At 35.1% G+C, this 12,585-nt stretch carries 11 protein-coding genes; 10 read left to right on the top strand and 1 reads right to left on the bottom strand.

What is annotated here, in order from left to right:
- Window positions 1-16: 16 nt before the first annotated feature.
- The 10 genes from rpoZ (at window position 17) to uvrD (ending at window position 12,106) form a co-directional block, all read left to right on the top strand.
- Window positions 17-307 (top strand): DNA-directed RNA polymerase subunit omega, encoded by a 291-nt coding sequence (gene rpoZ, locus A9G44_RS00530; RefSeq protein WP_034912518.1) that lies wholly within the window; start codon window positions 17-19, stop codon window positions 305-307.
- A gap of 18 nt (window positions 308-325) precedes the next feature.
- Window positions 326-2,434: a bifunctional GTP diphosphokinase/guanosine-3',5'-bis pyrophosphate 3'-pyrophosphohydrolase gene (spoT, locus tag A9G44_RS00525; RefSeq protein ID WP_065608840.1), complete on the top strand. Its 2,109-nt coding sequence runs from the start codon at window positions 326-328 to the stop codon at window positions 2,432-2,434.
- A 5-nt stretch (window positions 2,435-2,439) separates the two neighbouring features.
- A complete protein-coding gene (recG, locus tag A9G44_RS00520; protein ID WP_065608839.1) occupies window positions 2,440-4,533 on the top strand; it encodes an ATP-dependent DNA helicase RecG in 2,094 nt (697 codons plus the stop codon).
- Window positions 4,534-4,775: 242 nt separating this feature from the next.
- Complete coding sequence (gene lptM / locus A9G44_RS13205) at window positions 4,776-4,931, top strand: LPS translocon maturation chaperone LptM (protein ID WP_141672655.1); 156 nt, start codon at window positions 4,776-4,778, stop codon at window positions 4,929-4,931.
- Between the two features lie 21 nt (window positions 4,932-4,952).
- A complete protein-coding gene (gene lysA / locus A9G44_RS00515; RefSeq protein ID WP_065608838.1) occupies window positions 4,953-6,206 on the top strand; it encodes a diaminopimelate decarboxylase in 1,254 nt (417 codons plus the stop codon).
- Window positions 6,207-6,327: 121 nt separating this feature from the next.
- Complete coding sequence (dapF, locus tag A9G44_RS00510; protein WP_065608837.1) at window positions 6,328-7,152, top strand: diaminopimelate epimerase; 825 nt, start codon at window positions 6,328-6,330, stop codon at window positions 7,150-7,152.
- A 159-nt stretch (window positions 7,153-7,311) separates the two neighbouring features.
- Window positions 7,312-8,049 (top strand): DUF484 family protein, encoded by a 738-nt coding sequence (locus tag A9G44_RS00505; RefSeq protein ID WP_065608836.1) that lies wholly within the window; start codon window positions 7,312-7,314, stop codon window positions 8,047-8,049.
- Window positions 8,050-8,058: 9 nt separating this feature from the next.
- Window positions 8,059-8,979 carry a tyrosine recombinase XerC gene (gene xerC, locus A9G44_RS00500; protein ID WP_335339988.1) on the top strand — a complete coding sequence of 307 codons (921 nt, stop codon included), beginning with the start codon at window positions 8,059-8,061 and terminating at the stop codon, window positions 8,977-8,979.
- A gap of 2 nt (window positions 8,980-8,981) precedes the next feature.
- The gene (yigB, locus tag A9G44_RS00495) at window positions 8,982-9,695 is read left to right on the top strand and encodes a 5-amino-6-(5-phospho-D-ribitylamino)uracil phosphatase YigB (RefSeq protein ID WP_065608835.1); all 714 of its coding nucleotides are present in this window, start codon (window positions 8,982-8,984) and stop codon (window positions 9,693-9,695) included.
- A gap of 230 nt (window positions 9,696-9,925) precedes the next feature.
- Entirely contained in the window at window positions 9,926-12,106 is a 2,181-nt protein-coding gene (uvrD, locus tag A9G44_RS00490; protein ID WP_143422102.1) for a DNA helicase II, read from the top strand.
- Between the two features lie 76 nt (window positions 12,107-12,182).
- Here uvrD and cyaY read toward each other — a convergent pair whose 3' ends face one another.
- A complete protein-coding gene (gene cyaY / locus A9G44_RS00485; RefSeq protein ID WP_034912502.1) occupies window positions 12,183-12,494 on the bottom strand; it encodes an iron donor protein CyaY in 312 nt (103 codons plus the stop codon).
- Window positions 12,495-12,585 lie beyond the last annotated feature (91 nt).

Genomic DNA, 12,585 nt, shown 5'->3' with positions numbered 1-12,585 from the left:
AAAATTAGAGGTAAAAATGGCACGTGTAACTGTTCAAGATGCAGTAGAAAAAATTGGTAATCGCTTTGATCTCGTTCTTGTAGCAGCGAGACGCGCTCGTCAATTACAAGTGGAAAATAAATCACCACATGTTCCTGAAGAGAACGACAAAGAAACTGTTATTGCTTTACGTGAAATTGAAGATGGTCTTGTTAATAAACAGATTCTTGATATTGCTGATTTTCAAGCTCGTCAAAACAAAGAGGAAGAAACACGAGCAACACTTCATGAGTCGATTCTTCTCGAAAACACACCATCATACGAATAAGCTTTACAGGAATTGCTTATGCAATATTTTGATGGCTTAAAAGAGGTTGTAGCATCTTATCTTCCGTCTAAACAAGTCGAATTGATACAAGATGCTTATCTTTTTGCTAAAAATGCACATGAAGGGCAATTCCGATGTAGTGGTGAACCTTATATTACTCACCCAGTTGCAGTTGCAACATATCTAGCTGAGATGCGGCTTGATTATGAAACAGTTATTGCCGCACTTTTACACGATACTATTGAAGACACTCCTGTCACTTTTCAAGATATTACCGACAAATTTGGTAAACATGTTGCCATTTTAGTCGAAGGTGTCTCTAAACTTGATAAATTAAAATTCCGTAACAGGCAAGAAGCACAAGCTGAAAATTTTCGGAAAATGGTGCTTGCTATGACTGAGGATGTGCGTGTAATTTTAATTAAACTTGCTGATCGTACGCATAACATGCGTACACTTAGTGCTTTAAGACCTGATAAACGTCGTCGCATTGCTAAAGAAACCCTTGAAATTTACGCACCTTTGGCTCATCGTTTAGGTATCAATCACATCAAAACAGAACTTGAGATTTTGGGCTTTACAGCAATGCATCCAAATCGAGCTAAAGTGATTGAAAAAGTCGTTAAAACAGCGCGAAATACGCGAAAAGAGCTAATTCAACAAATTTTGTCTGAAATCCGTGGGCGATTACATGACGCTCATATTGATGCAGAAGTTACTGGTATCGAGAAAAATATCTATGTTATTTATCAAAAGATGAAACTACGTGAACAACATTTTCATTCTATCATGGATATTTACACTTTTAGAATTGTGGTAAAAGATGTTGATGGTTGTTATCGTGCTCTTGGACTGATACATAATTTGTATAAACCACGTCTTAATCGTTTTAAAGATTATATCGCTATTCCCAAAGCAAATGGCTACCAATCATTGCATTCATCGTTAATAGGCCCTCACGGTACACCAGTTGAAGTCCAAATTCGTACCGAAGATATGGATCAAATGGCTGAAATGGGTGTTGCTGCTCATTGGGCATATAATGCAGTTGATGAATTAAACAATACTACTGCGCAAATTAAAGCTCAGCGCTGGATGCAAAGCCTGTTAGAATTGCAACAAAGCGTAGGGAATTCTTTCGAATTTATCGAAAACGTTAAATCTGATTTGTTTCCTAAAGAGATTTACGTTTTTACTCCCAAAGGACGTATTGTGCAATTACCAGAAGGAGCAACAGCAGTTGATCTTGCTTATGCAGTCCATTCTGATATCGGTTATCAATGCATTGGCGCAATTGTTGATCGTAAACCTTATCCTTTATCACAACCATTAAGCAGTGGGCAAACAGTTGAAATTATTACCTCTCCTGAAGGCCATCCTAATGCTAGTTGGTTAAATTTTGTGGTTAGTGCTAGAGCGAAGTCGCGTATTCGTCAGGCGCTTAAAACTCTTAAGCGTGAAGATGCAATTGAATTGGGTCGACGTTTATTGAATCTTTCGTTAGTTAAATCTGGCGGTATTAATGGACTGTCAGAAAGCCAAAAGGCTAGAGTGGTTGAGTTAGCCAAATTGTCCAATTTTGATGATGTCTTAGTCGAAATCGGATTAGGTAATATTATGAGCCATTTTATTGCCAAAGGTTTAGAACATAAAGCGCTGCTGCAAAATAAATCAGAGTCAAATAAAACTCTTGTTATTACTGGCAGTGAAGGCGTTTCTGTTACATTTTCTAAGTGTTGTCATCCGATTCCTAATGATCCTATTGTTGGGCATGTTAGTCCAGAGAAGGGGTTAATTGTGCATCATGAATCTTGTCGAAATGTTACTGGTTATCAAAATAATCCAGAAAAATATATTTCACTTAAATGGGCTCCGGATATTTCTCAACGTTTTGTTGCTGAAATTTGGCTCGATATTTTAAATACTCAAGGTTCTTTGGCGCATATACTGTCAATTATTAATGATGAAAATACTCGCTTGCAATGGTTAAATACCGAAGAAAAAGATAGGCAGATTTATACTGTTATTCTACAGATAGAAGTAAAAAATACCCAGCAACTTAATGAATTAATTCGTAAAATGTTACTACAACCTGATGTAGTAAGTGTTAAACGAAATATAAATTAGTCATTATGATAAATCGTTTTTTTGACCATTTACCGTTGATAAAACTAACGGGAATTGGTGAAAGTCTAGAAAAAAAGTTCAATACATTAGGTATCTATACCGCTAAAGATCTGTTATTGCATTTTCCTTTACGTTATGAAGATCGTACTTCATCTTGCGCTATTGCTGACGCCAATATTGGTGAATTTACGACAATTGAAGGTGTTATTATTAAAAGCGAAATTGCTTTTGGTCGTAAACAAATGCTAGTTTGTTACGTTCAAGATGATTCTGGTATTGCAATATTACGATTTATGCATTTTACTGCCAGCATGAAGGCTTCGCTAATTAAAGGTAAGTGGATCAGTGCTTATGGTGAAATAAAACGCGGTAAAAATTATCTTGAAATAATTCATCCACAATTTAAATTAAAAACAAGTCGAGACGAAAAATCTACTACGTTAGAAGATGATCAAGAAAGATACACACCTATTTATTCAACTACTTATGGATTAACTCAGGCTGTGATTCGACGGTCAATTATGGCTGCGCTAATTTTGCTGAAAAATAATCCTTCAGAAGAAGTTTTACCTCCACAGCTAGCTTGTCAGTTTTTGTCGGCTTTTGATTCTTTAAATATTATTCACAATCCACCCATTGATACTGAGATTGAACAGTTGGAGTCGGGTGATCACCCAGCTATTAAGCGGTTTATTTTTGAGGAATTGATTGCTTATCATTTGAGTATGTTAATGATAAAAAAACATAATCAAAGACAGCAGGCACACTTGTTTTCCCCGACTCAACACTTGATTAACCCGTTTTTATCATCATTACCTTTCACGCCAACCCATGCTCAACAGCGAGTTGTGCAAGAGATTTATCTCGATATGGCAAAACCAGTACCTATGATGCGATTAATTCAAGGTGATGTTGGTTCTGGTAAAACATTAGTAGCAGCTTTAGCAGCGTTGAATGCAATTGAAAATGGTTGCCAAGTGGTTTTGATGGCACCAACAGAAATATTAGCCGAGCAACATTATAATAATTTTAGTACTTGGTTTGAGTCGTTGGGAATTAGTGTTGATTGGTTGTCAGGAAGATTAACCGCCAAAAATAAGCGACAGCGTTATGAGCGCCTTCAAAAGGGTGAAATTACTATGTTAATTGGTACTCATGCAGTATTTGTTGATAAAGTAGAATTCACCTCGTTAGGTCTTGTCATCATTGATGAACAGCATCGATTTGGTGTTAATCAGCGCCTAAGTCTTTGGGAAAAAGGAATTAAAGATCATCTTTATCCGCATCAATTAATTATGACAGCAACGCCTATTCCAAGAACATTAGCCATGACAGTCTATGCTGATTTAGATGTTTCTGTTATTGATGAATTACCTCCAGGAAGAACACCAATTAACACAGTTGTAATACCTAATAATCGCCGAGATGAAATTATTGAACGTGTAAATCAAGCTTGCTTAGCAAACCGCCAAGTTTATTGGGTGTGTACTTTGGTCGAAGAGTCCGAAATACTTGACGCACAAGCGGCTGAAATGCTGGTTGCAGAATTGCAAATGCGTTTGCCGCATTTAAATATTGCGTTAGTGCATGGTAAAATGAAGTCTGATTTAAAACAATCAGTTATGCAAGAGTTTAAAGCAGGAAAAATTCAACTGCTGGTTGCTACAACAGTTATTGAAGTTGGTGTTGATGTTCCTAATGCTAGTTTAATGATTATCGAAAATGCAGAACGTTTAGGTTTAGCTCAGTTACATCAGTTGCGTGGGCGAGTTGGACGTGGCACGGCAGTATCTCATTGTGTATTAATGTATCAAGCTCCTCTAAGTAAAGTTGCTCAAGCACGCATGAAGGTAATGCGTGAAAGTACTGATGGATTTGTTATTGCCCAAAAAGATCTTGAACTTCGTGGTGGTGGTGAAATTTTAGGGACTCGGCAAATGGGTACAGCTAATTTTAAAGTTGTTGATTTGATTCGCGACCAGCATTTGATTAGTGAAATTCAAAATATATCTTATGACATCCAAAAAAAACATCCACACAGTGCTGAACAATTAGTTGATTGTTGGCTTCCAAATCGTGAAAAGTATATTAATGCATAAAACTTAGCTGATTTTTTCTGATAAGTTTTGAAATTATCAATCTGAATCATATCTACAAATTGTGTAACGGTTTATTGCATAGTAATTTGATGTGTAGAATGTAGTCTTGTACCTTTAATTTAATATATTTACTTATTTTATATATCTGTTTATGTTCGCATGATGATTTGCGCTTTGCAGCATTGTGCCTATCGTGTAATATAGATAGTATTATAAAAAATGGAAAGAATTGCGAATATTGTATGAAATCAACTATAAAATTACTCCCTATCTGTTTTGTTACATTGGCATTAGTAGGATGTGGATTAAAAGGTCCGCTTTATCATCCAGTTGAAAAAACAGCAATGCAACAAACAAAACTAACAACTGCTTCAATTCAATCTGGTTTATTTATTTAAATTGCATAATGGAATAACATGATGGATTTTTTAAATTATCAACAAAATCGTTTATTTGCCAATCAGATAGCGATAGCGGATCTTGCTAAGCAGTATGGTACACCATTATATGTTTATTCGGCCGAATACATAAGTAAACAGTTTTTAGAGTATGAACATGCTTTGGTTAATAATAAACATTTGGTTTGTTATGCGGTAAAAGCTAATAGTAATTTGGCTGTTTTGAGTTTACTTGCAAAACTGGGTGCTGGTTTTGATATTGTTTCACAAGGTGAGTTAGAACGAGTATTAAAAGCAGGAGCAGATCCTAAAAAAATTGTCTTTTCAGGTGTTGCTAAATCAATAGTTGAAATTGAACGTGCGCTTGAAGTTGGTATTAAGTGCTTTAATGTTGAATCTGAGGCTGAATTATACCGAGTTGATGAAGTTGCTAAAAGATTAGGTAAAATTGCACCGATTTCATTGAGAATCAATCCTGATGTGGATGCTAAAACACATCCTTATATTTCAACAGGTCTTCGCGAAAATAAATTTGGTATTAGCTATGAGTTAGCTTTAAATGTTTATCGAAAAGCAAGCTCATTAGCTAACATTAAAATCGTTGGTATTGATTGCCATATTGGCTCTCAATTAACTCAATTATCACCATTTCTTGATGCTGCCGATCGTATACTCGCTTTAGTTGATAAATTGCAATCTAATAATATTGTAATTGAACATATTGATTTAGGTGGAGGTTTAGGGGTCTGTTATGATAACGAACAACCACCAACAGCATCGCAACTTGTAACCGAACTTAAGAACAAATTAGTTGATTATCCTGATATTGAAATTTTGTTTGAACCAGGGCGTTCGATTGTTGCTAATTCAGGGTTGCTAATTACTAAGGTGGAATATACCAAACACCAAGATAATAACCATTTTGCAATTGTCGATGCAGGTATGAATGACTTAATTCGTCCCGCTCTTTACGATGCTTGGATGAGAGTATTACCTGAAAAGCAACCACAAACTGGTGATGAATTTTTGGTCTATAATGTTGTGGGACCTATTTGCGAATCTAGCGATGTGTTGGCTTATCAGCGTGAGCTTTCGGTTAAACAAGATGATTTGTTGGTAATTTGTAGTGCTGGTGCTTATGGCTTTAGTATGGCATCAAATTATAATAGCCATTTACGACCAGCAGAAGTGATGCTTATTGATGATAAACAACATAAATTAATTCGCCAACGTGAATCCTTCGATGATTTATGGCGAGGTGAAGTAGTTTTATAATATTTAACAGGTTATTGAATGCTTAATTATAATAGCATTCCTCTTTTAGTTGATGTTGGTAAACAGTTTAGACTAAAAGTTAAAAATAAAAACATGTTTGACAACAGAAGGTAAACTAGCGATGAACTTTTCAAAAATGCATGGACTCGGAAATGATTTTATGGTTATTGATGCTGTGACGCAAAATGTTCATCTTTCGACAGAAATGATTAAACGTATGGCAGATCGATATACTGGTGTCGGGTTTGATCAACTTCTTATTGTTGAGCCACCTTATGTACCAGATAGTGATTTTCATTATCGTATTTTTAATTCAGATGGTTCTGAAGTTGAGCAATGTGGTAATGGGGCTCGCTGTTTTGCACGTTTTGTTCGTTTAAAAGGCCTTAGCCGAAAACGAGTGTTAAAAGTTAGTACCATGAAAGGCAATATTGTTTTAACCGTAAATGATGATAATACTGTGAGTGTTAATATGGGACAGCCTATTTTTGAACCTAACAAAATTCCTTTCAAAGCTATAAAAGAAGAAAAAACTTATATAATCCGAGCACAAGAACAGACTATATTATGTGGTGTTGCATCTATGGGCAATCCTCATTGTGTTGTTCAAGTCGATAATATTGTAACCGCAGAAGTGGCAACACTAGGTCCATTATTAGAGCAGCATGAACGTTTTCCTGAACGCGCCAATATTGGATTTATGCATATTATTGATCGCAATAACATTAATTTACGTGTATTTGAACGTGGGGTTGGCGAAACACAAGCTTGTGGTACTGGTGCCTGTGCCGCAGTAGCAGTAGGCATCAATCAAGGATTATTAAACCAACAAGTTAATGTCAATTTACCTGGTGGCAAATTATTAATTGAATGGAAAGGTGGAAATCAACCACTTTATATGACTGGACCTGCTACACATGTATATGATGGTTTTATTGCTACTTAACTTTAACATCCCCCCCAATAGACTCTAAAACTTGTTGACAGAAAATAACAAGGCAAAAAACCTTCAGGTGGGGTATTGATTTTATTTAAGTTTTTATCTTTAACCGAAAAGAAAACAGTAGAAACATGAGATAACACGGTAATACAATAAACGCTAATTATGGTTGGTAAAAATACACAAAATTTAAGAGTAAAAAAAGCTCGGCAATCGTCTTCATCATTAAAATTGAATGATGAAATCGTTTGTCAATATATTATTGATAATCCAGATTTTTTTATGAGAAATGCCCGGTATGTTGAGTGTATGCGAGTGCCTCATCCTGTCAGGGGAATGGTTTCTTTACCAGAATGGAACATGGCGCGTCAGCGCAATAAAATTAACCAATTAGAGTGCGAAATTTCATTATTATTGGAACATGCCAGTGCCAACGAATTGTTGTTTAATCAGCTAATGGATCTGCAAATTGAATTAATTAAAGCACAGGATCTAAATCAACTTATTGTTTTATTAAACACATGGGCTAAATCATTAGGACTTAGTGGTGCTTATTTATATCTTTTTGGTGACAAATGGTTGCTTAATGCGCCATCAAATTACCATCATATAGCTTTAGATTCATCACAATTTGATTTTATTCGTGTTAGACATTTCCAGTACAGTCAACAATATTTAGGTACATTAAATTCAACTGAGCTTGATTTTTTATTACCTGATGAACACGGTTATGTTGGCTCAGTGGCATTATCTTTGTTAGGTCGATTTGGTGATTTGGGGCTTTTAATGTTTACTAGTGCTAATCCCGAACATTATCAAGCAGGACAAGGTACATTATTACTTGAAAAAATGAGTGAAATTTTACCAATTTTAATTAGCAGATGGATTATGCGAACAAAATAAGGACATAGCATGATGCAGCCTAATAAAAATGATAATACGGCATTAAAGCTGCCTGTTGATCAATTTTTAAATTATCTAAAGTCAGAAAAGCAACTAAGCTTAAATACTCAGATTAATTATCGACGTCAACTTTATGCGCTTATTTCGTTGGCAAGTGAAGTTGAAATCTCGAACTGGCAAAATTTGGATTCATCCGCAGTTAGATTGTTAATCAGTCGTAGCAAACAGACGGGCTTACAAGCAAGAAGCTTATCATTAAGACTTTCTGCTTTGCGTAGTTTTTGTGATTGGATGGTAAAAAACGAGCAGCTTACCGCTAATCCAGCTCGAGGCGTGCTAAATCCAAAATTAGGTCAACACTTACCCAAAAATATTGATATTGACGAAATTAATCAACTACTTGATATTGATCATAATGATCCGCTTTCTGTTCGTGATAGAACTATGCTTGAAGTTATGTATGGTTCAGGGTTACGCCTTTCTGAATTAGTCGGTCTTAACTGTCAAGAATTGAATCTTGTTGATGGTGAAATTCGCGTAATGGGTAAGGGGAATAAAGAGCGAAAATTGCCATTAGGTCGAGAATCTATCAAATGGATTAAACACTGGTTGTCAATGCGGAATTTTTTAACACCACAAGATGATGCTTTATTTATTTCCAAATTGGGTAAGCGTATTTCACCGCGAAATGTTGAAAAACGGTTTGCTCAGTGGGGAATCAAACAAGGGTTAAGCAGTCATGTTCACCCTCACAAATTACGTCATTCATTTGCAACTCATATGCTAGAATCAAGTGGTGATTTGCGTGCAGTACAAGAATTGTTAGGGCATGCTGATTTATCAACGACCCAAGTCTATACGCATTTAGATTTTTCGCATTTATCTGAAGTTTATGATTCAGCCCATCCACGCGCTAAAAGGGGAAAATAACGATGCACTTTTATCGATCTATTAATAAGATTAAAGCGTTTACTTTTGATCTAGATGATACGTTATACAATAACAGCACGATCGTTGAAAAAGCGGAAGACGAAATGATCAAAACTCTTCAAGGTTATGAACAATTACGCACACTTACTTTACCCGAATATTTTGCTGAAAAGCGTGCTGTACTTGCATCTGACCCTGAAATTTATCACGATGTTATTGTTTGGCGAATTCAAACCATTACATCGCTATTAAATAAAACTAATATACCGGCATCAAAATTTGCTGATGTCATCGACGAAGCAATGAGTTGTTTTAATGTTTGGCGGCACAAGATGAACGTTCCTGAATCAACGCATACACTATTAATTAAATTAGCCACTAAATATCCTTTGGCTGTTATTACTAATGGTAACGTTGATATTAACAAAATTGGCTTAGGTGATTATTTTCAATTTTCACTACGTGGTGGTGAACATGGCCGTTCTAAACCTTTTCCTGAAATTTTTGATTTAGCATCTCACAAACTTAATATTCCATCACACTCTATTTTACATGTGGGTGACAATTTATTAACGGATGTTAATGGGGCAATTGATAACGGCTTTTTAGCTTGCTTTATTAATATCTATAATCGGGATATTTTTCAGCTTAATGATACTAGATGTTTACCTCACATCGAAATAACGCAATTGCCAGAATTAGAGAATCTGCTATAATTGACCTCCTTATCTGTACAAATAAACAGTAAAATAAATGTAAAGATACGTTTCTTTAGTAGCAATGAAAATAGTAGCAATGAAAATTTTTACCTAAGAAGCTTTGTCTTTATTTATGTTCTGTTAGATCACAGTGGACAAACGTATTCGGAATATGATGAAAATATTAATAACTCTTTCAACATTAATGCTACTTGGCGGTTTCTATTATCAAAATAGGTTTGCATATAATGGAAATTAATAAATTATTATTAGATGGCCTAAACACAGAGCAACAAAAAGCAGTTACTACCGATAGTCAATATTCAATTGTTCTTGCAGGTGCAGGGAGTGGCAAAACGCGTGTTTTAGTTCATCGTATTGCTTGGCTTTGTATTGAAAAGAATTATTCACCTGGCTCAATTTTTGCGGTTACTTTTACCAATAAAGCGGCTATTCAAATGCAAGAACGTATTCAAGCATTAGTCGGCGAGGGTTATTTTAATGGTATGTGGGTGGGTACATTCCATGGGCTTACTCATCGTTTGTTACGTATGTTTCCTGAGCAAGCTAAGTTACCGCCTAATTTTCAACTTATTGATACTGAAGATCAAATTCGGCTTATCAAGCGAATTTTTCACGAACTAAAAATCGACGAAAAACAATGGTCGCCAAAGCAGTGTGCTGCTTTTATTTCTACTCAAAAGGAAAAAGGATTCCGAGCGGAAGATATTGTTCCTGAAGATCCTAAACAAGTGATGTGGCAGGCGATTTATCGAGACTACCAGACTATTTGCGATAGAGTTGGATACGTTGATTTTTCAGAATTAATCTTAAGAACGTATGAACTGCTTTGCCATAATCAAGACGTTTTAAATTATTGTCATCATCGTTTTTGTAATATCTTAATTGATGAATTTCAAGACACTAATAAGATCCAATATCGTTTGGTACAAAAACTGGCAGGTAATACAGCCAATGTAATGATTGTAGGCGATGACGATCAATCTATTTACAGTTGGCGTGGTGCTAATGCGGATAATCTCCAATTATTTATGAACGATTACCCTGAAACTGAAATTATTAGGTTGGAACAAAATTATCGTTCAACTGGTAACATTTTAGATGTAGCTAATAATTTAATATCTAAAAATCAGAACCGATTGGGTAAAAATTTATGGACAGATATAGGCGGCGGTGAACTGATTACGCTTTATATTGGTTTTAATGATATTGATGAGGCAAGATTTGTTGTCAGTCAAATAAAAAAGTTCCATGACGAAGGTGGAAAGTACGCAGATTGTGCAATATTGTACCGTAATAATGCACAATCACGTATATTTGAAGATACATTGTTGCAAGCGGGTTTACCTTATCAAATTTATGGATCTATTCGTTTTTATGAACGACAAGAAGTCAAATTAGCGCTTGCTTATTTACGGCTATTACATGACCACAATAATGACATGGCGTTTGAAGCTACAATCAATACCCCAACTCGAGGTATTGGTAATGTCACGCTAGATAAAATTAGATTGACTGCAAAGCAGTATAATATTTCATTATGGGATGCATGTATAATGCTAATCCAAACCAATGCTTTTACTGAACGGCAAAGCTCTGGGATTGGTCGTTTTTTGGAATTAATAGAATCAATTTTCGATAAAGTAGAGCTTAAACCATTTTATAAACAACTTGATATTATTATCAAATTATCTGGCATATTGCAAATGTATGAGCAAGAGCCTGGTATTAAAGGACAATCAAAGCTGGAAAATCTTGAAGAATTGGTATCGGCCGCTGAGCAGTTTTATCGCTTTAATGAAAATAACCTTATTCAAGATAAAGAAACGGGTAAGGCATTAACTGTGTTAGAATCATTTTTAGCATATACGTCATTAGAAAGCCGAGATGTAATTAGTGAACAAGATACAGTTCAACTAATGACTCTACATTCTGCCAAAGGTCTTGAATTTGATAATGTTTTTATTGTAGGACTAGAAGAGGGCATATTCCCAGACTTAAGATCTTCTCAAGACTTCGATAAACTTGAAGAAGAGCGTCGTCTTGCCTATGTTGGCATTACTCGAGCACGTAAGTATCTAACATTATCATTAGCTCAAATAAGGCGTCTATATGGTCGTGAAGAACGTAATTTACCTTCACGCTTTTTATCTGAATTACCCATTGATAAATTAAATGAAATTAGTTATCAAGGAACAATGTCGCCTGAAAAAATAAAGTCTCCTCCTAAAAAGAAGCCTCAATGTGATGGTTACAAATTAGGTCGTAAAGTGTTACATAAACGTTTTGGTGAAGGAACTATTGTTAATCTTGATGGCGAAGGTGATCATAAGCGAGTACAAATAGCTTTTGTTAATGAAGGTATAAAATGGCTAGTAGTTAAATTAGCAAATCTTACTTTATTGTAGATTTCTTTTAAGTAAAATTTGTGACTACTTTCTTGAACGGGAATTAATTGTTAAACTAATTCCCATTTTTTATATATTATAGCTCAGCTTGTTCTTTTACAGATTCAGAAAAAATCTGATTAAACGACTTGTCGGTACGATTACAAATCCAATTATTATCGATGTAATCAAAATGATAACCTTGTTTTTGAGTGGCTAACCATACCTGAAAGAGTGGTTCTTGGGTATTAATGATGATTTTACTGCCATTGGGAAAACTAATGGTGATAACATTGCCGTTTGTTTCATAATCTAAATCGATGTCATGCTCATTTACATAATTATCCAAGAATAGTTCGATTTTGTTGAATAACTGTTCGGTAATGGTATGAAATTGTGTGATATTCATAAAGAGATATTCATTCAAATAAATAATAGAGCGATATTAACATAAATGAATATACTCTGCCACAGCAAGGTGGCAAGAGTAAAAGTAGGTA

The sequence above is a fragment of the Gilliamella sp. Occ4-3 genome (assembly GCF_001690675.1).
GTDB lineage: Bacteria > Pseudomonadota > Gammaproteobacteria > Enterobacterales > Orbaceae > Gilliamella > Gilliamella bombi.
The sequence above is the reverse complement of the archived record's forward strand: the minus strand, read 5'-3'. Positions and strand labels throughout refer to the sequence as shown.

What these genes read in the sequence shown, in the direction of transcription:
- rpoZ (WP_034912518.1), top strand. Translation starts at nt 17, where the DNA reads ATGGCACGTGTAACTGTTCAAGATGCAGTAGAAAAAATTGGTAATCGC.
- spoT (WP_065608840.1), top strand. Translation starts at nt 326, where the DNA reads ATGCAATATTTTGATGGCTTAAAAGAGGTTGTAGCATCTTATCTTCCG.
- recG (WP_065608839.1), top strand. Translation starts at nt 2,440, where the DNA reads ATGATAAATCGTTTTTTTGACCATTTACCGTTGATAAAACTAACGGGA.
- lptM (WP_141672655.1), top strand. Translation starts at nt 4,776, where the DNA reads ATGAAATCAACTATAAAATTACTCCCTATCTGTTTTGTTACATTGGCA.
- lysA (WP_065608838.1), top strand. Translation starts at nt 4,953, where the DNA reads ATGGATTTTTTAAATTATCAACAAAATCGTTTATTTGCCAATCAGATA.
- dapF (WP_065608837.1), top strand. Translation starts at nt 6,328, where the DNA reads ATGAACTTTTCAAAAATGCATGGACTCGGAAATGATTTTATGGTTATT.
- A9G44_RS00505 (WP_065608836.1), top strand. Translation starts at nt 7,312, where the DNA reads ATGGTTGGTAAAAATACACAAAATTTAAGAGTAAAAAAAGCTCGGCAA.
- xerC (WP_335339988.1), top strand. Translation starts at nt 8,059, where the DNA reads ATGATGCAGCCTAATAAAAATGATAATACGGCATTAAAGCTGCCTGTT.
- yigB (WP_065608835.1), top strand. Translation starts at nt 8,982, where the DNA reads ATGCACTTTTATCGATCTATTAATAAGATTAAAGCGTTTACTTTTGAT.
- uvrD (WP_143422102.1), top strand. Translation starts at nt 9,926, where the DNA reads ATGGAAATTAATAAATTATTATTAGATGGCCTAAACACAGAGCAACAA.
- cyaY (WP_034912502.1), bottom strand. Translation starts at nt 12,494, where the DNA reads ATGAATATCACACAATTTCATACCATTACCGAACAGTTATTCAACAAA.